Below are 19,976 nucleotides of genomic sequence, written 5' to 3'. Positions count from 1 at the left end.
GCGTCCGAGCCCGGCAGCCGACCGACCGGTCGCGATCGTCACCGGCCCTCACCTGCCGGTCCGTCCCGCTGATCCGACGGAGTGTCATCCCTTCACCGCCCCCGCGCTGAAGCCCGTGATCAGCCACTTCTGGATGAACGCGAACACGATCACCACGGGCACCGCCGCGATGATGCCGCCGGCCGCGAGCGCGCCTAGGTCGACGCTGTCCGCGCTCATCAGGGTGTTGAGGCCGACCGGGATCGTCTGCTTGTCCTGGTTGTTGAGGAACATCAGGGCGAACAGGAAGTGGTTCCAGGAGTGCACGAAGGCGAAGGAGCCGACGGCGATCAGGCCGGGGCGGAGGAGGGGCAGGACGACGATCCTGAAGGCCGTCAGCCGGTTGCAGCCGTCGACCCAGGCCGCCTCCTCCAGGGAGTACGGCACGTTCTTGATGAAGTTGCTGATCAGGATCATCGACAGCGGAAGCTGGAAGACCGTCTCGGCGATGATGACACTGCCCAGCGAGTTGATCATCTTCAGTTCGGCGAAGATCTCGAACAGCGGCACCAGCAACAGCGCGCCCGGTACGAACTGCGAGCACAGCAGCGCCAGCATGAACGCGTTCTTGACCTTGAAGTCGAACCGGGCGAGGGCATAGCCGCCGGCCAGGGCCACCAATGTCGTCATCACCAGGGTGGCGAGACCGACGTAGACGCTGTTCTCGAAGTAGGTGCCGAAGGCCCGCTCCGTCCACACCTTCTCGAAGTGGTCGAAGGTGATCGGCCAGGGCACGAGCGAGGTCGAGCCGGCCGGGCGCAGCGCGAAGAGCAGGATCCAGTAGAAGGGGATCAGGGTGAAGACGAGGTAGATCGACAGCGGCAGGTAGATGTGCCAGCGCGGGACCTCGTCCCAGGCACGCCGGCGCTTCACCGACCGGGGCGGTTCGGGAGTCTCGTGCACGGGCGCGGGCGCGAGCTCCGTGGCCTCCTTGGTGATCACTTGGAACCGCCTCCGAACTTGCTCAGCCGCAGATAGACCATCGAGCAGAAGAGCAGGATCACGAACGCGACCGTGGTCAGGGCGGACGCGTAGCCGAAGTTGTGGGCGTCGACGCTGGTGTTGGCGATGTAGAGCGGGAGGGTGGTCGTCTCCCCCGCGGGCCCGCCGCCGGTCAGGGTGTAGAGCAGGTCGACGTTGTTGAACTCCCACACCGCGCGCAGCAGCGTGGACAGGATGATCGCGTCCTTCAGGTGGGGCAGCGTGATGTGCCAGAACTGCTTGATCGTGCTGGCCCCGTCGACCTCGGCGGCCTCGTACAGGTCCTTCGAGACGGACTGGAGGTCGGCGAGGATGAGGATCGCGAAGAAGGGCACGCCGCGCCACAGGTCGGCGACGACCGCCGCCGAGAAGACGGTGGAGGTGTCCGACAGCCAGCTGGTGCCGTAGGAGCCGATGCCCATGTCGGCGAGGTAACGGGTGACGCCCGTCTGGGAGTTGTAGAGCAGTACCCAGATCGCGGAGGTCAGCACGCCGGAGACGGCCCACGGGGAGAAGACGAGCGCGCGGCCCACCGCCCTGCCCACGAAGGTCTGGTTGACGATCAGCGCGAGCGCCAGGCCGAACAGCAGCTGGAGTCCGACCTCGACGAAGACCCACTTGGCGCTGAAGGTCAGCGTGTCCCAGAACTGCGGGTCCTTGGTGAAGATCTGGACGAAGTTGTCGAAGCCCGCGTAACCGTTCCGCCATGGCTTGGTGGGGTTGTAGTTCTGCAGGCTGTAGTAGAAGACGCTGATCACCGGGTAGGCGATGAAGCCCAGCATCAGCAGGGCCGCCGGTGCGATCAGCAGATACGGCAGTCTGCGCGGCGTGGCGGAGGCACGGCGTCGCCGGGGTGGCGCGGGCGGTGTCGCCACGGCTGCGGCTTGGGCCATGACAGGTCTCCGTTCTCGGTACGTCTCGGTGCGGCTTGCTTTCGCGGCGCAGGAAGCGCTTTCTCAATATGCGGAGGTCGGCCCCTGTTCGCGGTTCGGGGTGCCTCTTGCTGTGGTGCGGCGGGTGCGGGTGCGATGTGGCTTGTGGCGCAGTTCCCCGCGCCCCTGGGGAAGACTCGTCAACCGGCGTAAGGGTCGGGGACCTTGCCTTGCCCGGCCAGGAACTCGAAGTCGCAGCCTGTGTTCGCCTGGGTGATCTGCTCGTTGTAGAGGGCGCCGTAGCCGCGCTCGTAGCGGGTGGGCGGGGGCGTCCACTCCGCTCGGCGGCGCCCCAACTCCTCCTCGTCCACGTCGAGTTGCAGGGAGCGCGCCTCGACGTCGAGGGTGATGCTGTCCCCCGTCTGCACCAGGGCGAGCGGGCCGCCGATGTACGACTCCGGGGCCACGTGGAGCACACAGGTGCCGTAACTCGTACCGCTCATACGGGCGTCGGAGATGCGGACCATGTCCCGCACGCCCTGCTTGAGCAGGTGGTCCGGGATCGGGAGCATGCCGTACTCGGGCATACCGGGGCCGCCCTTGGGGCCGGCGTTGCGCAGCACCAGCACGCTGTCGGCGGTGATGTTCAACGCCGGGTCGTTGATGGTGCGTTGCATAGACCTGTAGTCGTCGAAGACGACCGCGGTGCCGGTGTGCTTGAGCAGGTGGGGTTCGGCGGAGATGTGCTTGATGACGGCGCCGTCGGGGCAGAGGTTGCCGCGCAGGACGGCGACCCCGCCCTCGCTCGCGACCGGGTTGTCCCGGGTGCGGATGACGTCGTCGTTGTGCACCTCGGCGCCCTCGATCTGCTCGCCCAGGGTGCCGTTGACGGTCGGCCGGTCCAGGTGGAGCAGGTCGGTGATCCGGGAGAGGAAGGCGGGCAGACCGCCGGCGAAGTAGAAGTCCTCCATGAGGTACGTCTGTCCGCCGGGCCGTACGTTCGCCAGCACCGGGACCGTGCGGGCGATGCGGTCGAAGTCGTCGAGGGTGAGCGTGACCCCGCAGCGTCCCGCCATCGCGATCAGGTGGATGACCGCGTTGGTGGAGCCGCCGAGTCCGAGCACCGTGGTGACGGCGTCCTCGAAGGCCTCGCGGGTGAGGATCTCGGACGGCCTGAGCCCGGTCCAGGCGAGCTCCACCGCGCGGCGACCGGAGGCCGCTGCCATCCGCTCGTGCGCGGAGTCGACGGCCGGGATCGAGGACGCACCCGGCAGGGTCATGCCAAGGGTTTCCGCCGCAGCGGTCATGGTCGACGCGGTCCCCATGGTCATGCAGTGACCGGGAGAGCGCGCCAACCCGCCTTGCAGTTCCCGCAGTTCACAGTCCGTCAGGTTGCCGGCACGGTGCTCGTCCCAGTACTTCCACATGTCGGTGCCGGACCCGAGGGTCTCGCCCCGCCAGTGCCCCGGCAGCATCGGCCCCGCGGGCACGAAGATCGAGGCGACGTCGGCCGAGGCCGCGCCCATGAGCAGCGCGGGCGTCGACTTGTCGCAGCCACCGAGCAGCACCGCCGCGTCGATCGGGTACGACCGCAGCAGCTCCTCCGTCTCCATCGCGAGCAGGTTGCGGTAGAGCATCGGGGTGGGCTTCTGATACGTCTCCGAGAGGGTGGCGACCGGGAATTCGCGCGGGAAGCCCCCGGCCTGCCACACCCCCCGCTTGACCGCCTCGGCCCGCTCGCGCAGATGGACGTGGCAGGGGTTGATGTCCGACCAGGTGTTGAGGACGGCGATCACCGGGCGGCCCCGGTACTCCTCGGCCTCGTAACCGAGCTGGCGCATCCGGGCGTTGTGCGACCAGGTCCGCAGCTGACCCTCGGTGCCGTACCACTGGTGGCTTCTGAGCTCTTCGGGACGCTTCCTGTCGGTCATATGGACCACCCGGCGGCTATCGCGGCGACCTCGGAGCGTGCGGCCTCGGGCAACTCGCGGCTCGGCGGGCGCACTTCGCGGCGGCACAGGCCGAGGGAGGCGAGGGCCTCCTTGACGACGGTGACGTTGTCGGCGGATCCGTTGGCCGCGCGCAGTTCCTCGAAGCGGCGGATCTGCTCCCAGACCTTCATGGCGGCCGGGTAGTCACCGGATCGAAGCGCTTCGATCATGTTCAGCGAGACGGCCGGGGCGACGTTCACGAGCCCCGAGGTGAAGCCGGTGGCGCCCGCCGAGAAGTAGGAGGGCGCGTAGGGCTCGGCGAGTCCGGCGACCCACACGAAGCGTTCCAGTCCCGCGTCCCGAGCGAAGGCGGCGAACCTGGCCGCGTCCGGGACGGCGTACTTCACGCCGATCACGTTCGGGCAGGCGTCGGCGAGTTCGGCGAGGCGGTCACCGCCGAGCTGGGCGTTGCGGATGTACGGGACGACGCCGAGCTCCGGGACGGCCGAGGCGATCGCGCGGTGGTAGTCGATCCAGCCGCCCTGCGAGACGTAGGGGTGGACGGGCTGGTGGACCATGACCATCCCGGCGCCGAGTTCACGGGCGTGGCGGGCGGAGGCGACGGCAGTGGGCACGTCGTGTCCGACGCCGACGAGGATGTCGGCCCGGTCCCCGGCCTCCTCGACGGTCAACTCCGTGACCATGCGGCGCTCTTCGGGGCTGAGGGCGTAGAACTCGCCGGTGTTCCCGTTGGGGGTGAGGGTGGTGATCCCGCCGTCGAGCAGCCGACGCAGCAGGGCCCGGTGGCTGTCCTGGTCGACGCTGCCGTCCTCGGCGAAAGGCGTCACCGGGATCGCCACCACGTCGGCCAGGGCCGCCCGCTGGGTCTCGAAGGTCTCGCTGCTCATTCCTGGCCTTCCTGGTCCAGCACTCCGGGGAACGCTCGTTCCACGAAGGACGCGATGTGGGCGTGCAGGGCGCGGGCCGCGCCGTCCGCGTCGCCGTCCAGGGCGAGCCGCAGGATCTCCCGGTGCTCACCGGCCTCCCGGTCCCAGGAGGGCGAGGCCGCCCAGGCGACGGCGGAGACCAGGGCGGCCTGGTCGCGGACTTCGTCGAGCATCCGGCCGAGCAGCGGATTGCCGCAGGGCAGGTAGAGGGCGCGGTGGAACTCCCGGTTGGCGAGGGAGCGTTCGGCGGTGTCGGTGGCGTCGTCGGCCTTGGTCAGGGCGTCGCGCGCGGCGTCGAGGGAGGCCCCGCGCCGTACGGCCCGCTTGAGCGCCTCGGGTTCGAGGAGCAGCCGGACGTCGTAGACCTCGCGCGCCATGTCCGCGTCCACCATGCGCACCGTGACGCCCTTGTACTGGCTCATCACGACGAGCCCGGTGCCGGCCAGGGTCTTGAGCGCCTCGCGCACCGGGGTCTTGGACACCCCGAACTGTGCGGCGAGTTCGGTCTCGACCAGGGCCTGACCCGGCGTCAGGCGCCCGGTGAGGATGCGGCGTTTGATCTCCTCCAGCACGTACTGCGTGCGGGAGGGGATCGGCGTGGGCACAGAGGTCATGCGCGCCTCTCGGATCTCGCGTATCGGATCTTGCGTATCTGATATCGCGTCTCATATATGACGTACGAAGTACGACGCGTTGAAGGTAAGAGGCCGGTGTTGTTTCGTCAATGCTTCCGGCAGACGAAGCCGAAGTTTCTGTGCGGGCGCGTCACACGAGCCGGGTGGCACCCTCGAAGGCCGTACTGGTGCGCCCGGCGAAGGCGACGGCCGCCCGCGTGGTGGCCGCTTCCCTGGTGAGCGTGGGTCCGACGTGGGTGACGATCAGTTCGCGCGCCCCGGCCTTGCGGGCGATGTCGCCGGCGTCCTCGGGGGTCAGATGGACCTGTTCGCCTTCGCGATGCCGATCGATGTCTGCCTCGCACAGGAACACGTCCGATTCCGCGGCGAGTTCGACGAGTGCGGCGCAGGGTCCGCTGTCCCCGGAGTACGCGAGGACACGTCCGGCGCACTCGGCGCGCAGCCCGTACGCCTCGGTGCCGTGCGCGACGGCCCGCGCGGCGAGCCGCAGGTTCCAGTGCCGGACCTCGTGGCCGTCGTACAGAGGATGGAAGGTGAGAATGCCGTCGAGGAAGCGCACGTCGGGGCGCCCGAAGAACCCGGCGAGCCGGTGGGCGCAGCCGGGCGGAGCGTACACCGGGATCGGGGCGGGCGGGGTGAGTCCGCCGTACGCGAAGGCGTAGACGGCGGACAGCAGATCCGCGCTGTGATCGGCGTGCAGATGGGAGATCCAGATCGCCGTCAGCCGGGAGGGATCCGTGTGCCGCTGCAACTCCGCGAAGGTACCGGGACCGGCGTCCACCCACACCTCGGCGCCGCCGCCGCGCAGCAGATAGCCGGAGCAGGGGCGGCCCGGCGCCGGGTGCGGGGAGGCAGTACCGAGGACGGTGAGGCTGAGGGGCGGCATGGTGGGGAGCGTACGGTCCGGGCCTGCCGCGCGCCGCCGGTTTCCGTGCGTCTACGCCTTCTCGGGGCGGCGTCTACGGCGTCCGGTCCGGGTTGCGCCCGCTGAGCCCGATCGCCCGGTCCAGCAGCGACGCGTCCTGTGGCACCGGGACGATCGGGCCGAAGATGGCGTCCCGGCTCGGATCCTCCGCGGAGGCCTGGAGGAAGTCGTACGACGCCTGGAGCGCGGCGGGGTCCGGGTCGTACGACTGACCGGTGGCGCGGGCCAGGTCCCAGCCGTGGACGACCAGTTCGTCGACGGCGACGGCGGCGGCGATCTGCGCGGGCAGGTCCACGCCGCCCGCGCGGGTCATGCCGGTCCAGGCGGCCGGGTCGCGCCAGGCCTCGGCGAGTTCGTCGAGGACCTTGGGGAGTTCCTCGCGCCAGCCGGGGCCGACGTCCGGGACGGAGTCGGTCGGCGGGGTGTCGGTCGTGGCCCCGAGATCCTTGCGGGCGGCGTCACGGAAGGCGGCGGTGAGGCCGGTCAGGTGGCCGAGCATATTGCGCACCGCGTACTCCGGACACGGGGTGGCGTGCCCCAGCTGATCATCGGTTACGCCCTCGGCCAGCAGGGCGATGACGTGGGTCTGCGGTCCGAGATCCAGGGGCGGGACGGTCATGCGGTGCTCCTCGGGGTTCGCGATGTCGTGAAGGGTGGACCGTCGCCGCCGCGAAAACTCATCGCCCGACATCCAGGGAACCTGCCCCATCCCTCCGCGGGGGCCTTAGACCCACGATGTCCAGGCATGACGAAGACACGGGCGGTGCTCCGTGACCGCAACGCCAGGCTCTACCTCACCGGAGTTCTCGTCTCAGGCTTCGGCACCTCGGCCCTGTGGCTGGTGTCCGGCGTCTGGGTCAAGGACCTCACCGGTTCGGACGGCCTGGCGGCGCTGTGCATGCTGGCGATGTGGGCGCCGACCCTGGCGGGCCCGCTGCTCGGCACCCTCGCCGACCGCGTCCGCCGCAAGCCGCTGCTGATCGGGGGCAACCTGCTGCCGGCGGCCCTCTTGCCGGTCCTGGTCACCGACCGGGCCCCGGTCATCCTCGCGGTCCTTCTCGTCTACGGAGCGACCGGCGTCGTCCACGACGCGGCGGAGTCGGCCCTGGTCGCCGGTGCCGTCGCCCCGTCCCTGCTCGGCGACTTCAACGGGCTGCGGATGGCGATCACCGAGGGCATGAAACTGGTGGCACCACTGGCGGGAGCGGGCCTCTACACCCTCTGGGGCGGACCCGCCGTGGCACTTCTGGACGCGGTCACCTTCGTGCTCGCCGCGCTCCTGTACACCGGGCTCCGGGTCCACGAGAGCCGACCGGTCGGCCTCACGTCGACCACGGCCGGCGCCGGGGGCGGCCTGTCGGAGCCCACAACGACCCCGGCGGAGGCACCCGGCCGCGGCGCGGCCCGCACCGTCCGGCACAGGCCGACCACCACCCCCAGGCACAGGCCGGGCGCCGCCTTCAGGCACAGCCTGTTCAGGCGAGCGGCGACGGCGCCGAGCACGCCCCGCAGCGCACCGCCGTCGAAACCCCTCTCCCCCGTCGGCGACCACCCCACGCCCTCCAGGCGCACCCCCGCCACCGCCGGAACCCGCCACATATGGGCCCACCCCATACTCCGCCCCCTGGTCCTGGCCGCCGGCACCACCATGCTCTTCGCCGGGCTCAACGGGGCACTGCTGTACGCCGTGATCGACGGCCTCGGCCACTCCCCCGCGTACGCCGGTGCGCTGTACGCCGTCCAGGGCGCCGGTTCCGTGGCCGTGGGGCTGCTCTCCGGGCCCGCGCTGCGTCGGCTGGGCGAGCGTCGGTTCGCCGCGTACGGCATCGCCCTGACGGCCGTGGCCGCGGGGCTGCGGGCCGTCCCCTCGGACCCGCTCGCCCTCGTCTGCAGCGCGGCCATCGGCCTGGGCCTGCCCTGTGTGCTGATCGCCGTGCTCACCGCCGTCCAGCGCGAGACCCCGGACGCGCTGCTGGGCCGTACGGTCGCCACCGCCAACACCCTGGTGTACACCCCGAACGTGCTCGGCCTCGCGGCCGGCGCGGCCCTGGTCGGACTGGTCGACCAGCGGCCGCTGTCGGCCGTGGTGGGCGTGCTCTGGCTCGCCGCGGCCCTGCCGCTGCTTCAGAGGACGGCGAGCCCCTCACGGATCGCGGACAGGTCGCCGTCCGACGCCAACCCCGCGTGATACAGCCGGACTTCGTTCGCCCCGAGCTCCCGCGCGCGGGCCACGTCCGCCGCGAGCGTGCTCGGGCTGCCGCCCATCTGCGAGACGACGGGGAAGTTGGCGGCGATCACCGCGTCCTCGCGGGCCCGCTCGAAGGGCGTGAGCAGCTCCGGTCCCCCCGCGCAGGGCACCACGACACCGTCCGCGACGGACAGGATGTGCTCGGGGTCCACGCCCGGGTTGGCACCGACGTGGTACGTCACGGGGTCGGCGTGCAGCAGGATCTGGAAGCCCTCGGGAGCGGCCGCGCGGACCGCACGGACCACCGTCTCCTGGAGCGTACGGGCGGTCTCGTCGCGCCACGCGCGCGTGGCCGCCGCCGTCCCGGCGCCGAGCAGCTTCTCGACCCCGGCCCAGCCCCCGTCGTCCGGCGCGCCCTGCCACAGCGGCTCCAGCGCGGCCCGGACGGCGACGGCGAGCGCGTCGGCGTCCAGCCCCTGTTCGCCGTACCCCTCGCGGCACGTCCCGCAGAAGCAGAGCGCCATGAGGTACATCCCGGCGTCGCCGAGGGGCACCCCGCCGGTCTTGTCGTGGGCGTGCAGGTGCTGGAGGCCGTACCAGCCGAGGGACTCCAGCTCGGTGCCGGCCGCACCCGGGCGCAGTGCCGCCTCGACGGCGAGGTCGACGAGGTACGCGCGCGTGGCGGGCTGTGCGATGCACGGGGCCCACGGGTAGCGGTCGCCGTAGGCGTTGACGACGGAGGTGTCCGGGTGCTCGGCGCCCAGGCGGGAGTTGTGCGCGAGGACGACCCAGGTGTGCACTTCGAGGCCGGCCCGGGTGAGTTCCGACAGCGCCTCCCCGAAGGCGTCGCCGGGGGCCCAGTCGCCCGCCGCGTAGGGACGCAGTTCACGCCCTTCCCAGCGGGAGTCCGTCGGGTACAGCACGGCCGCGTGCTCGGCGGTGACGATGCGGTGGCGCGGATGGCGGGGGGTCAACGCGCGCGTGGAGTGGTAGGCGGAGGCGAGGGTCGCCTGCTGTACGCCGAGCCCCGCGATGCGGGCCGCTGCCTCCGGGTCCCCGTTGACGTCCCAGGGGTAGACGAACGTCGACGCCTTCACTGTGCCTCCTCCAGCAGCGCGTGACCGCGCTCGATGATCTCCGCGAGCTGCTTCACATGATCCTCGCCCGGCTCGTGCAGCGGCGGGCGGACCTCCCCCACGTCGAGCCCGCGCATCCGGACACCGGCCTTGACGAGGGAGACGGCGTAGCCGCGGCCCCGCGCGCGTAGTTCGACGAAGGGACGGTAGAAGCCGTCGAGCAGACGGTCGGCCGTCGCCCGGTCGCCGTCGATGAGCGCGCGGTGGAAGGCGAGGGCGATCTCGGGGGCGAAGCAGAAGACGGCGGACGAGTACAAGGGGACGCCGATGGCCTGGTAGGCGAGCTGGGTCTGCTCGGCGGTCGGCAGTCCGTTGAAGTACAGGAAGTCGCCGGGCACCTCGGTGCGCACCGCGCTGACGATCCGCTGCATGAGGTCGAGGTCGCCGAGACCGTCCTTGAGGCCGATGATCCCCTCGGTGCGAGCCAGTTCGACGACGGTCTCGGGGGTGAAGACGGCGTTGTCGCGCTGGTAGACGATCATCTGGAGCGCGGTCGCGGCGGCCACCTCGCGGTAGTGCCGCAGCAGCCCCTCCTGCCCGGCCACGACGAGGTAGGGCGGCATGGCGAGCAGCCCGTCGGCCCCGGCCGACTCGGCGAGCCGCGCGTACCGCACGGCGAGGGCGGTGCCGTATCCGGCGCCCGCGACGACCGGTACGCGCCCTGCCGTCTCCGCTACGGCCGCCCGGACGCACGCCTCGAACTCCTCGGGCGTGAGCGCGTGGAACTCCCCCGTGCCGCAGCACGCGAACACGGCCGCGGCCCCCGCGTCCACGCCTGCGCGTACGTGCGCGCGATACGCGGCGAGGTCGACGGATCCGTCCGGGCCGTAGGCGGTGACGGGGAAGAACAGCGGCCCGCTGGGGATGCCGAGTCGATGGGCGAGGTCGGCGGACGGCGTCACAGGCTCTCCCTAGAGTGGCATGCAGAATACTGATCAGAGTTTATATTTATGAACTCGCATCGCGCCACCCTTGACGAAGCCAAGACACGATCCCTAACTTGTCCACGAATGTGAATACCGTACTCACGAGGCCCTTCAAGGAGACCCGCGGATGCCCGCTCCCCGTACCGTTCTGCTCACCGGTGCCGCCGGCGGGCTCGGCACCCTGATGCGGGATCTGCTCCCGGCCTACGGCTACGAGCTGCGTCTGCTCGATCTGCGGCCCGTCGAGGGCGAGCCGGACGCGATCGTCGCCGACCTCGCCGACAAGGACGCGGTGCGCGAGGCGGTGCGGGGCGTCGACGCGATCATCCACCTCGCGGGCATCTCCCTGGAAGCGCCCTTCGAGAAGATCCTCAAGGCGAACATCGAGGGCACCTACAACCTGTACGAGGCCGCGCACGCGGAGGGCGTCGGACGCATCGTCTTCGCCTCCTCCAACCACGCGGTGGGCTACACCCCCCGCCCCCGGGGCGACGACCCGTTGATCCCGATCGACACCCCGCGCCGCCCGGACACCTTCTACGGCCTGTCCAAGTCCTTCGGCGAGGACCTCGCGCAGTTCTACTGGGACAAGCACGGCCTGGAGACCGTCTCCGTGCGCATCGGCTCCTGCTTCTCCGAGCCGACCAGCGTGCGCATGCTCTCGGTGTGGATGAGCCCGGCCGACGGCGCCCGCCTCTTCCACGCGGCACTGACCGCCGAGCAGGTCGGCCACACCGTGGTCTACGGCTCCTCGGCCAACACCCGCCTGTGGTGGGACCTGACCACCGCGCGCGCCCTCGGCTACGACCCCCAGGACGACTCCGAGCCCTACGCGGAGAAACTGATCGCCGAGCAGGGCGAGCTCCAGGAGGGCAACGAGGCACACGCCTACCTGGGCGGCCAGTTCGTGACGGACCCGCCGATCTGGCCGTACTGAATCCTCGCCGCAAGGGCGGGCGGGCACCGAACGGGCCCGCCCGCATCCATATCCGGGCACGGCCGGACTCCTGGGGGCAGGCGCGACAGCGCCGCACTCAGGGGCGCGGGGAACCGCGCGACCAGGCACAACGAACCCGCAGCCGCCACCCGACCGCACACCCCACCCCCGTAGGCCCGGCCCGCCCGAACGGGCACACACGGACAGGATCCCTCCCGCAACAGACCTGGTCACCACCTCACACCCGCTGTACAACTTCCTGCATACGGCCCGAACGGGCAGACGGCACAGGAGAGCGGGTGACCCCATGACCGGAACCGCGGAAGAACGCCAGCGGCACATCGTGCGTGCCGCCCGCACCACCGGCGCCGTCGACGTCAACACCCTCGCCACCCAACTCGGCGTGGCCAAGGAGACCGTGCGCCGCGACCTCCGCGCCCTGGAGGACCACGGCCTGGTCCGCCGCACCCACGGCGGCGCCTACCCCGTGGAGAGCGCCGGATTCGAGACGACCCTCGCCTTCCGCGCCACCAGCCACGTGCCCGAGAAGCGCCGGGTCGCGGCCGCCGCGGCCGAGCTGCTCGGGGACGCCGAGACGGTCTTCGTCGACGAGGGCTTCACCCCGCAGCTCATCGCCGAGGCCCTGCCCCGGGACCGGCCACTGACCGTGGTCACCGCGTCCCTTCCGGTCGCCGGCGCCCTCGCCGAGGCCGAGAACACCTCCGTCCTGCTGCTCGGCGGCCGGGTCCGCCCCGGCACCCTGGCGACCGTCGACCACTGGACGACGAAGATGCTGGCCGGCTTCGTCCTCGACCTGGCCTTCATCGGCGCCAACGGCATCTCTCGCGAGCACGGCCTCACCACTCCCGACCCCGCGGTCAGCGAGGTCAAGGCGCAGGCGATCCGGGCCGCGCGCCGCACGGTGTTCGCCGGAGTGCACACCAAGTTCGGCGCGGTCAGCTTCTGCCGGTTCGCGGAGATCGGCGCGCTGGAGGCGATCGTGACGAGCACACTGCTGCCGTCGGCGGAGGCCCACCGATACTCCCTGCTGGGCCCGCAGGTCATCAGGGTCTGAATTTCAAACTGACATCTCTGCAGGGCCACTCACACCAGGGGTGCCCCTTATGTCCCTCTATGTCCAGGAGCGATCCATGCGAACCCAGAGCCGACGACGGCCACCGCGAGCCACGCTCGCCATGGCCGCCGCAGGGACGCTGCTCGCCCCGCTGCTCTCCGGCTGCTGGGTCGGAGCGGGCGGGGCGGGGTCGGGCGGTGACTCCATCAACGTCCTGATGGTCAACAACCCCCAGATGACCGAGCTGCAGAAGCTGACCAGCGCCCACTTCACCAAGGAGACCGGGATCAAGGTCAACTTCACCGTCCTGCCCGAGAACGACGTCCGCGACAAGATCAGCCAGGACTTCGCCAACCAGGCCGGCCAGTACGACGTGGCGACCCTCTCGAACTACGAGATCCCGATCTACGCCCGCAACGGCTGGCTGCACGCGATGGACTCGTACGTGGCCAAGGACCCGTCGTACGACGAGAAGGACGTCCTGGCGCCGATGCGCCAGTCGCTGACCGGCGACGACGGCAAGCTCTACGGCCAGCCCTTCTACGGCGAGTCGTCCTTCCTGATGTACCGCAAGGACGTCTTCGAGCGGAAGGGCCTGACGATGCCGGCCCGGCCCACCTGGCAGCAGGTGGCCGACCTGGCGGCGAAGGCCGACGGGGCGCAGCCCGGCATGAAGGGCATCTGTCTGCGCGGCCTGCCGGGCTGGGGCGAGGTCATGGCCCCGCTCACCACGGTCGTGAACACCTTCGGCGGCACCTGGTTCGACAAGGGCTGGAAGGCCCGGCTCGACTCGCCCGAGTTCGAGAAGGCGGTGAAGTTCTATGTCGACCTCGTGCGCGAGCACGGTGAGTCCGGCGCCGCCCAGTCCGGGTTCGCCGAGTGCCTCAACAACATGACCCAGGGCAAGGTCGCCATGTGGTACGACGCCACCTCCGCGGCCGGTTCCCTGGAGGCGAAGGGCTCCCCGGTCAAGGGCAAGATGGGCTACGCCCCCGCCCCCGTCGAGGAGACGAAGTCCTCCGGCTGGCTCTACACCTGGGCCTGGGGCATCCAGGACGCCTCCCGCAACCCCGACAAGGCCTGGAAGTTCGTCTCCTGGGCGTCCGGCAAGCAGTACGAGCAACTCGTCGGCGACCAGATCGGCTGGTCCAACGTACCGGCAGGAAAGCGCGCCTCGACGTACACCAACCCGGCCTACGTCAAGGAGGCCGCCGCCTTCCAGGAGATGACCAAGCAGGCCATCGAGCAGGCCCGGCCGAACGACCCGGGCGTGCAGCCGCGCCCCGCGCCCGGCATCCAGTTCGTCGGCATCCCCGAGTTCACCGATCTCGGCACCAGGGTCTCCCAGGAGATCAGCGCGGCCATCGCCGGACGCCAGTCCGTCGAGTCGGCCCTGAGGAAGTCCCAGCAGATCGCCGAGAAGATCTCCGAGGAGTACGAGGGACGATGACCGCGACGACCACGGCCCCGCTGGCCACCACTCCCGTCCGCACCGCGCGGCAGCCCTCGGGCCGACTGCGCGCCTGGGCCACCCGCGCCCCGCTGCTCCCCGCCCTGATCTTCATGATCGTGGTCACCCAACTGCCGTTCGTGGCCACGGTGGTGATCTCGTTCTTCGACTGGAACGCGCTCTATCCCAAGGCCCGTCACTTCACCGGCGTCGACAACTACAAGGACGTCCTGACCGACGCGGACCTGCGCCACTCGGTGTGGACGACCATCCTGCTGACGGTGACGGTGGTCCTGGTCAGCCTGGTGCTGGGGCTCCTCCTGGCGCTGCTCCTGGACAGGAGGTTCCGCGGCCGGGGCGTGGTCCGCACCCTGCTGATCGCCCCCTTCCTGGTGGTCCCGGTGGCGGCGGCACTGCTCTGGAAACACGTGCTCTACAACCCTGAATACGGCCTGCTCAATGGGTTGTTGCACTATGTGGGCGGCCCACAGCCGGACTGGATCTCCAACACCCCGCTGCTCGCGGTCGAGGCGTCCCTGGTCTGGCAGTGGACCCCGTTCATGATGCTCATCCTGCTGGCCGGACTCCAGAGCCGCGACCAGCAGCAGATGGAGGCCGCTCGGGTGGACGGCGCGAGCGACTGGCAGATCTTCCGCTATCTGACACTCCCCCACCTGCGCCGCTACCTGGAGCTGGGCGCCCTGCTGGGCTCGATCTACATCGTCCAGAACTTCGACGCCGTCTTCACGATCACCTCCGGCGGCCTCGGCACCGCCAACCTTCCCTACACCGTCTACCAGAGCTTCTACCAGGCCCACGAGAACGGCCTCGCCTCGGCCGCCGGCGTCCTGGTCGTCATCGGCTCGATCATCATCGCGACCTTCGCCCTGCGCGTGGTGTCGTCCCTGTTCCGTGAGGAGGTCGGCCGGGCATGAGCAGCACCATCGCCGTGAAACGCAAGGGACTTGGCCTGGGTCTGGTGGCCTGGCTGCTGGGAATCGTCTTCTTCCTGCCGATCGCCTGGATGGCCCTGACGTCCTTCCACTCGGAGACGGACGCGGCCACCAACCCGCCTTCCTTCGGTGCCGCCCTCACCCTGGACGGCTACCGCGAGTTCTTCGGCACGGGCGGCGGCGCGAGCCCCTGGCCGGCGCTGATCAACTCGACGGTCGCCTCGCTGGCCTCGACCCTCTTCGTCCTGCTCCTGGCCCTCCCGGCGGCGTACGCGCTCTCCATCCGCCCGGTCAAGAAGTGGACGGACGTCCTGTTCTTCTTCCTGTCGACGAAGATGCTGCCGGTGGTGGCGGGCCTGCTGCCCATCTACCTGTTCGCGAAGAACACGGACATGCTCGACAACATATGGCTGCTGGTCATCCTCTACACGTCGATGAACCTGCCGATCGCGGTCTGGATGATGCAGTCCTTCCTCGCCGAGGTGCCGGTCGCGGTGATCGAGGCCGCGCGCGTGGACGGCGCCCGCCTGCCGACGATCCTCGCGCGCGTAGTGGCCCCGATCGCCCTGCCCGGCATCGCCGCCACAGCCCTGATCTGCTTCATCTTCAGCTGGAACGAACTGCTCTTCGCGAGGGTCCTCACCGGCGTGGTGGCCGAGACCGCCCCCGTCTTCCTGACCGGCTTCATCACCAGCCAGGGCCTGTTCCTGGCCAAGGTGTGCGCCGCGTCGCTCGTCATCTCCCTGCCGGTGCTCGCCGCGGGGTTCGCCGCCCAGGACAAACTGGTCCAGGGCCTGTCACTGGGAGCCGTGAAATGAAGGCCGCCGTCATCGAGTCCGTGGGCCGTGCCGTCGTCGCCGAGGTCCCCGACCCGACACCCGGCCCCCGCGAGGTCGTCGTCGAGGTCGCCGCGTGCGGCCTGTGCGGCACCGACCTGCACATCCTCCAGGGCGAGTTCGCCCCCGAGCTGCCGATCGTGCCGGGCCACGAGTTCGCCGGCCAGGTGGTCGGGGTCGGCACCCGGGTCACCGAGCTCGCGGTCGGCGACCGGGTGGCGGTGGACCCGTCCCTGTACTGCCACGAGTGCCGGTACTGCCGTACGGGCCACAACAACCTCTGCGAACGCTGGGCCGCGATCGGCGTGACCACGGCGGGAGGCGCGGCGCAGTTCGCCGTCGCACCGGTGGCCAACTGTGTACGGCTGCCCGAACACGTGCGTACCCAGGACGCGGCGCTGGTGGAGCCGCTGTCCTGCGCGGTCCGGGGTTACGACGTCCTCCAGTCCCGCCTGGGCGCCCATGTGCTGATCTACGGCTCGGGGACGATGGGCCTGATGATGCTGGAGCTGGCCAAGCGGACCGGTGCGGCGAGCGTGGACATGGTGGACGTGAACCCGGCCCGCCTGGAGACGGCCCGCAAGCTCGGTGTCTCGGCCTCGGCCGCGAACCCGGACGAGCTGGACCGCCCGCAGGGCTGGGACCTGGTCATCGACGCGACGGGCAACGCGGCGGCGATCCAGGACGGCCTGGACCGGGTGGCCAAGGCGGGCACCTTCCTCCAGTTCGGCGTGGCCGACTACGCGACGCGGGTGACGATCGACCCGTACCGGATCTACAACCAGGAGATCACCATCACCGGCTCCATGGCGGTCCTGCACAGCTTCGAGCGGGCGGCGGAGCTGTTCGCGACGGGGGTACTGGACCCCGACGTCTTCATCAGCGACCGGCTGCCGCTGGACCGGTATCCGCAGGCGCTGGAGCAGTTCGCGGCGGGGGTGGGACGCAAGATCGTGGTGGTGCCGTAGCCCCGTGGGGAGGGGGCCGGGTCGATCCGGCCCCCATTTGGCCCTCGGGTAAGGGAACGGCAAAGTGGGCCCGATCGTTCACGGGGCATGACAGCTATGACCCCCGGCTCGAACATCCCCCTGTCCGCCGCCCGCGTGACGGTGGACGTCGCCGCGCCCGTGCGGCTCGACGTATCGGGCCTGCTGCTCACCGCCGACGGCAAGGTGCGCTCCGACGACGACTTCATCTTCTACAACCAGCCCTCCGGCCCGGGGGTGACGTACCGCTCGGGCGGCGGTACGGCCCCCGACGCGATCACCGTCGACACGGCGGCCGTACCGCCCGGCATCGAGAAGATCGTCGTCACCGCGAGCCCGGACGCCGCGGGCCAGACATTCCAGGGCATCGAGCCGACGGCCACGATCCGCAACGCGGACGACAACAGCGTGCTGGCCACGTTCACCCCGCCGCAGCTCGGCACCGAGACCGCGCTGGTGATCGTGGAGGTCTATCTGCGCAACGGCGCCTGGAAGGCCCGCGCGGTGGGACAGGGATACGCCAACGGGCTGGCGGGCATCGCGACGGACTTCGGCGTGACGGTGGAGGAACCGGCGCCCACGCCCGCTCCGACCCCCATGGCTCCGCCCGTCACACCCACCGTGCAGACACCGGTGGCCCCGCCCGCGCCGGCCATGGACCCCCGGATCGCCGCGCCGCCGGTGCCCGCCGCTCCCCCGGCCGCTTCCCCGGCCCCGCCCGCTCCCGGTGCCGGTGCCGGGAAGATCAACCTCGACAAGGGGCGGGTCAGCCTCCAGAAGAACCAGACGGTGTCCCTGGTCAAGGGCGGGCGTCCGCTGCTCTCCCAGGTCAAGATGGGTCTCGGCTGGGAGCCGGCGTACCGCGGCAAGGACATCGACCTCGACGCGTCGGTCATCGCCTACGGCCCGCAGCGCAACCACATCGACAGCTGCTACTTCGGCAAGCTGTCCATCGTCGGCGGCGCGATCAAACACTCCGGCGACAACCTCACGGGTGAGGGCGGTGGTGACGACGAGGTGATCGTCGTCGACCTCGGCCGGCTCCCCCAGGAGGTCACCGGTCTCGTCTTCACGGTCAACTCCTTCTCCGGCCAGAAGTTCACGGAGGTCGCCAAGGCGTACTGCCGCCTCATCGACGCCGCGAGCGGAGAGGAACTGGTCCGCTTCGACCTCACCAACGCGGAGGCGCAGACGGGCGTGATGATGGCCAAACTGATCAAGCAGTTCTCCGGCGAGTGGGAGATGACGGCGATCGGCGACTTCGTGAAGTCCCGCACGGTGAGAGGGATGGTGAAGCCGGCGGCCCAGGCTCTGTGAGCAACGCCGGGTAGTGTTCCCCGCGCTGGGCTGCACCCACCCAGGGGCGCGGGGAACTGCGCGACCAGCCCCCACTCACCCGCAGCCGCAACACGACACAGCCGGCACATCCAAAGGCGCCCCTAAGCCCGCAGTCCCTCCGTCAGCAGCGTCAGATACCGCCGGATCGACTCCCGGCCCCCGTCGGCCAGTTCCGCCGCCACCGCCACTCCATGGGCCAGCCGGAGCAGCTCGACCGGCTCGAGATCGCGCCGCAGCGTCCCCTCCGCCTGCGCCGCCGACACCAACCGCTCCGCCGCCCCGCGCACATGCGTCCCGCAGTCCGTGAGCACGGCGATACCGCCGTCCGCGACAGCGGATCCCAGCAGCGCCTTCATGCCCCGCACCTGAGTCGTCCCCACGCACAGCTCGTACAGCCACTCCGCCAGCGCCCGGCCCGGCGGCAGCTCCTCCGCGAGCGCGTCGGCACGCCGGGCGAACCCCTCGACGCGATCCATGTACGCCGCCTCCAGCAGGGCCTGCCGGGTCGGGAAGTGCCGGTAGAGCGTTCCGGACCCCACGCCCGCCCGCTTGGCGATGTCGTCGAGCGACGCGCCCTCCCCATGCTCGGCGAACGCCTCCGCGGCCACCTTCAGCAGCCGCTCGTAGTTGCGCCGAGCATCCGCGCGCATGGACCTGACCTGCGTCATCCAGACACTCCTTGCGAACCGGAGACTCGCTCCGCATCGTAGCGAACACCAGACGGAGGCAGCCCCTGATCACTGCGGAAGCAGTCGTCGCAGGTCGGTCCCGGCGCAGGCTCGGGGCGGGTCAGAACAGCGCGCTGTACCCGTTGAGCGCCGGCTGACCGCCGAGGTGGGCGTAGAGCACGGTGGAGTCGGCGCCGATCTCCCCGCGCCGGACGAGGTCGATCATCCCGGCCATGGACTTGCCCTCGTACACGGGGTCGGTGACCATCCCCTCGGTGCGGGCGGCGAGACGCATCGCCTCCAGGGTGGTCTCGTCGGGGATGCCGTAGATCCCGGCGTGGTACCGCTCGTCCAGCTCCACGTCCTCCTCGGTCAACTCCTTCTGCGCGCCGATGAGTTGTCCGGTGTTGTGGGCGATCCGCGCGATCTGTTCCCGGGTGGTGACGGGCTTGGCGGAGGCGTCGATGCCGAGGACGCGCCGGGGCCGGCCGCCCGCCTCCTCCAGCGCCCGGAACCCGGCGACCATGCCGGCCTGGGTAGAGCCGGTCACCGAGCAGACCACGACCGTGTCGAAGAAGACGCCCAACTCTCGCTCCTGATCGGCGACTTCGTACGCCCACGCGGCGAAACCCAGCCCGCCGAGCGGGTGGTCGGAGGCGCCGGCGGGGATGGCGTACGGCTTTCCGCCCGACTCCTCGACATCCCTGAGCGCCTGCTCCCAGCTCTCCTTGAACCCGATCCCGAACCCGGCCTTCACCAGCCGTACGTCGGCCCCGGCCAGCCGGCTGATCAGGATGTTGCCGACCTTGTCGTAGACGGCGTCCGGCCAGTCCACCCAACTCTCCTGCACCAGCACGCACTTGAGCCCCGCCCGGGCGGCACAGGCCGCGACCTGACGGGTGTGGTTGGACTGGACGCCGCCGATCGAGACGAGGGTGTCGCAGCCCTGGGCGAGGGCGTCGGCGACCAGGTACTCCAGTTTGCGGGTCTTGTTGCCGCCGTACGCGATCCCGGAGTTGCAGTCCTCGCGCTTGGCCCACAGGGCGGCTCCGCCGAGGTGTGCGGTGAGGCGCTCCAGGCGGTGGACGGGGGACGGTCCGAAGAGGAGGGGATAGCGGTCGTAGGACGCGAGGGGCATGGGGACCTCCGGGGG

At 70.5% G+C, this 19,976-nt stretch carries 19 protein-coding genes; 8 read left to right on the top strand and 11 right to left on the bottom strand.

The features are described from left to right. Positions 1-84: 84 nt before the first annotated feature. The 7 genes from ABZT93_RS26570 to ABZT93_RS26540 all read right to left on the bottom strand — a co-directional run bounded on the left by ABZT93_RS26570 (position 85) and on the right by ABZT93_RS26540 (position 6,949). Complete coding sequence (locus tag ABZT93_RS26570; protein ID WP_356109101.1) at positions 85-981, bottom strand: carbohydrate ABC transporter permease; 897 nt, start codon at positions 979-981, stop codon at positions 85-87. Next, the gene (locus tag ABZT93_RS26565; protein WP_356109098.1) at positions 978-1,913 is read right to left on the bottom strand and encodes a sugar ABC transporter permease; all 936 of its coding nucleotides are present in this window, start codon (positions 1,911-1,913) and stop codon (positions 978-980) included. Before ABZT93_RS26565 ends, ABZT93_RS26570 begins: the two co-directional genes overlap by 4 nt. A gap of 179 nt (positions 1,914-2,092) precedes the next feature. After that, positions 2,093-3,823, bottom strand: a complete 1,731-nt coding sequence (gene araD / locus ABZT93_RS26560) for an L-arabinonate dehydratase (RefSeq protein WP_356109095.1) — start codon at positions 3,821-3,823, stop codon at positions 2,093-2,095. Next, positions 3,820-4,731, bottom strand: coding sequence for a dihydrodipicolinate synthase family protein (locus tag ABZT93_RS26555; RefSeq protein ID WP_356109092.1), 912 nt, complete (start codon positions 4,729-4,731; stop codon positions 3,820-3,822). Before ABZT93_RS26555 ends, araD begins: the two co-directional genes overlap by 4 nt. Then, positions 4,728-5,384, bottom strand: a complete 657-nt coding sequence (locus ABZT93_RS26550) for a GntR family transcriptional regulator (protein ID WP_031044780.1) — start codon at positions 5,382-5,384, stop codon at positions 4,728-4,730. The genes ABZT93_RS26555 and ABZT93_RS26550 overlap by 4 nt, the downstream gene beginning before the upstream one ends. A 151-nt stretch (positions 5,385-5,535) precedes the next feature. Beyond that, the gene (locus ABZT93_RS26545; RefSeq protein ID WP_356109091.1) at positions 5,536-6,291 is read right to left on the bottom strand and encodes an MBL fold metallo-hydrolase; all 756 of its coding nucleotides are present in this window, start codon (positions 6,289-6,291) and stop codon (positions 5,536-5,538) included. A gap of 73 nt (positions 6,292-6,364) precedes the next feature. Further along, positions 6,365-6,949 carry a TIGR03086 family metal-binding protein gene (locus ABZT93_RS26540; protein WP_356109089.1) on the bottom strand — a complete coding sequence of 195 codons (585 nt, stop codon included), beginning with the start codon at positions 6,947-6,949 and terminating at the stop codon, positions 6,365-6,367. A 126-nt stretch (positions 6,950-7,075) separates the two neighbouring features. Here ABZT93_RS26540 and ABZT93_RS26535 point away from each other — a divergent pair, with 126 nt between their 5' ends. Further along, entirely contained in the window at positions 7,076-8,518 is a 1,443-nt protein-coding gene (locus tag ABZT93_RS26535) for an MFS transporter (protein ID WP_356109086.1), read from the top strand. Here ABZT93_RS26535 and ABZT93_RS26530 read toward each other — a convergent pair. Both ABZT93_RS26530 and ABZT93_RS26525 read right to left on the bottom strand, forming a co-directional pair. Beyond that, positions 8,455-9,615, bottom strand: coding sequence for a hypothetical protein (locus ABZT93_RS26530; RefSeq protein WP_356109083.1), 1,161 nt, complete (start codon positions 9,613-9,615; stop codon positions 8,455-8,457). The genes ABZT93_RS26535 and ABZT93_RS26530 overlap by 64 nt on opposite strands. Beyond that, on the bottom strand, positions 9,612-10,556 hold the full coding sequence (locus tag ABZT93_RS26525; RefSeq protein ID WP_356109080.1) for a 5-dehydro-4-deoxyglucarate dehydratase: 945 nt from the start codon (positions 10,554-10,556) through the stop codon (positions 9,612-9,614). Before ABZT93_RS26525 ends, ABZT93_RS26530 begins: the two co-directional genes overlap by 4 nt. A gap of 151 nt (positions 10,557-10,707) precedes the next feature. On the opposite strand from ABZT93_RS26525, the gene ABZT93_RS26520 reads away from it, so the two are divergent. The 7 genes from ABZT93_RS26520 (at position 10,708) to ABZT93_RS26490 (ending at position 18,134) form a co-directional block, all read left to right on the top strand. Beyond that, on the top strand, positions 10,708-11,517 hold the full coding sequence (locus ABZT93_RS26520; protein ID WP_356109077.1) for an NAD(P)-dependent oxidoreductase: 810 nt from the start codon (positions 10,708-10,710) through the stop codon (positions 11,515-11,517). A 307-nt stretch (positions 11,518-11,824) separates the two neighbouring features. Further along, positions 11,825-12,592: a DeoR/GlpR family DNA-binding transcription regulator gene (locus tag ABZT93_RS26515; RefSeq protein ID WP_356109075.1), complete on the top strand. Its 768-nt coding sequence runs from the start codon at positions 11,825-11,827 to the stop codon at positions 12,590-12,592. Between the two features lie 76 nt (positions 12,593-12,668). Next, positions 12,669-14,042: a sugar ABC transporter substrate-binding protein gene (locus ABZT93_RS26510; protein WP_356109073.1), complete on the top strand. Its 1,374-nt coding sequence runs from the start codon at positions 12,669-12,671 to the stop codon at positions 14,040-14,042. Then, positions 14,039-14,977 carry a sugar ABC transporter permease gene (locus ABZT93_RS26505; protein ID WP_356109070.1) on the top strand — a complete coding sequence of 313 codons (939 nt, stop codon included), beginning with the start codon at positions 14,039-14,041 and terminating at the stop codon, positions 14,975-14,977. The genes ABZT93_RS26510 and ABZT93_RS26505 overlap by 4 nt, the downstream gene beginning before the upstream one ends. Continuing rightward, a complete protein-coding gene (locus ABZT93_RS26500) occupies positions 14,974-15,813 on the top strand; it encodes a carbohydrate ABC transporter permease (RefSeq protein ID WP_020121437.1) in 840 nt (279 codons plus the stop codon). Before ABZT93_RS26505 ends, ABZT93_RS26500 begins: the two co-directional genes overlap by 4 nt. Further along, positions 15,810-16,799, top strand: a complete 990-nt coding sequence (locus tag ABZT93_RS26495; RefSeq protein WP_356109067.1) for a zinc-dependent alcohol dehydrogenase family protein — start codon at positions 15,810-15,812, stop codon at positions 16,797-16,799. The genes ABZT93_RS26500 and ABZT93_RS26495 overlap by 4 nt, the downstream gene beginning before the upstream one ends. Positions 16,800-16,895: 96 nt before the next feature. After that, positions 16,896-18,134, top strand: coding sequence for a TerD family protein (locus ABZT93_RS26490; protein WP_356109250.1), 1,239 nt, complete (start codon positions 16,896-16,898; stop codon positions 18,132-18,134). A 122-nt stretch (positions 18,135-18,256) separates the two neighbouring features. On the opposite strand, the gene ABZT93_RS26485 is transcribed toward ABZT93_RS26490, so the two are convergent. Together ABZT93_RS26485 and ABZT93_RS26480 are read right to left on the bottom strand one after the other, a co-directional pair. Further along, positions 18,257-18,823: a helix-turn-helix domain-containing protein gene (locus tag ABZT93_RS26485; RefSeq protein WP_356109064.1), complete on the bottom strand. Its 567-nt coding sequence runs from the start codon at positions 18,821-18,823 to the stop codon at positions 18,257-18,259. Positions 18,824-18,944: 121 nt separating this feature from the next. Next, positions 18,945-19,961, bottom strand: coding sequence for a 1-aminocyclopropane-1-carboxylate deaminase (locus ABZT93_RS26480; RefSeq protein ID WP_356109062.1), 1,017 nt, complete (start codon positions 19,959-19,961; stop codon positions 18,945-18,947). Between the last annotated feature and the right edge of the window lie 15 nt (positions 19,962-19,976).

The sequence above is a fragment of the Streptomyces sp. NPDC005303 genome, assembly GCF_040607335.1.
GTDB lineage: Bacteria > Actinomycetota > Actinomycetes > Streptomycetales > Streptomycetaceae > Streptomyces.
The sequence above is the reverse complement of the archived record's forward strand: the minus strand, read 5'-3'. Positions and strand labels throughout refer to the sequence as shown.

What these genes read in the sequence shown, in the direction of transcription:
- ABZT93_RS26540 (WP_356109089.1), bottom strand. Translation starts at nt 6,949, where the DNA reads ATGACCGTCCCGCCCCTGGATCTCGGACCGCAGACCCACGTCATCGCC.
- ABZT93_RS26510 (WP_356109073.1), top strand. Translation starts at nt 12,669, where the DNA reads ATGCGAACCCAGAGCCGACGACGGCCACCGCGAGCCACGCTCGCCATG.
- ABZT93_RS26490 (WP_356109250.1), top strand. Translation starts at nt 16,896, where the DNA reads ATGACCCCCGGCTCGAACATCCCCCTGTCCGCCGCCCGCGTGACGGTG.
- ABZT93_RS26545 (WP_356109091.1), bottom strand. Translation starts at nt 6,291, where the DNA reads ATGCCGCCCCTCAGCCTCACCGTCCTCGGTACTGCCTCCCCGCACCCG.
- ABZT93_RS26505 (WP_356109070.1), top strand. Translation starts at nt 14,039, where the DNA reads ATGACCGCGACGACCACGGCCCCGCTGGCCACCACTCCCGTCCGCACC.
- ABZT93_RS26555 (WP_356109092.1), bottom strand. Translation starts at nt 4,731, where the DNA reads ATGAGCAGCGAGACCTTCGAGACCCAGCGGGCGGCCCTGGCCGACGTG.
- ABZT93_RS26515 (WP_356109075.1), top strand. Translation starts at nt 11,825, where the DNA reads ATGACCGGAACCGCGGAAGAACGCCAGCGGCACATCGTGCGTGCCGCC.
- ABZT93_RS26480 (WP_356109062.1), bottom strand. Translation starts at nt 19,961, where the DNA reads ATGCCCCTCGCGTCCTACGACCGCTATCCCCTCCTCTTCGGACCGTCC.
- ABZT93_RS26500 (WP_020121437.1), top strand. Translation starts at nt 14,974, where the DNA reads ATGAGCAGCACCATCGCCGTGAAACGCAAGGGACTTGGCCTGGGTCTG.
- ABZT93_RS26565 (WP_356109098.1), bottom strand. Translation starts at nt 1,913, where the DNA reads ATGGCCCAAGCCGCAGCCGTGGCGACACCGCCCGCGCCACCCCGGCGA.
- ABZT93_RS26485 (WP_356109064.1), bottom strand. Translation starts at nt 18,823, where the DNA reads ATGACGCAGGTCAGGTCCATGCGCGCGGATGCTCGGCGCAACTACGAG.
- araD (WP_356109095.1), bottom strand. Translation starts at nt 3,823, where the DNA reads ATGACCGACAGGAAGCGTCCCGAAGAGCTCAGAAGCCACCAGTGGTAC.
- ABZT93_RS26520 (WP_356109077.1), top strand. Translation starts at nt 10,708, where the DNA reads ATGCCCGCTCCCCGTACCGTTCTGCTCACCGGTGCCGCCGGCGGGCTC.
- ABZT93_RS26495 (WP_356109067.1), top strand. Translation starts at nt 15,810, where the DNA reads ATGAAGGCCGCCGTCATCGAGTCCGTGGGCCGTGCCGTCGTCGCCGAG.
- ABZT93_RS26535 (WP_356109086.1), top strand. Translation starts at nt 7,076, where the DNA reads ATGACGAAGACACGGGCGGTGCTCCGTGACCGCAACGCCAGGCTCTAC.
- ABZT93_RS26550 (WP_031044780.1), bottom strand. Translation starts at nt 5,384, where the DNA reads ATGACCTCTGTGCCCACGCCGATCCCCTCCCGCACGCAGTACGTGCTG.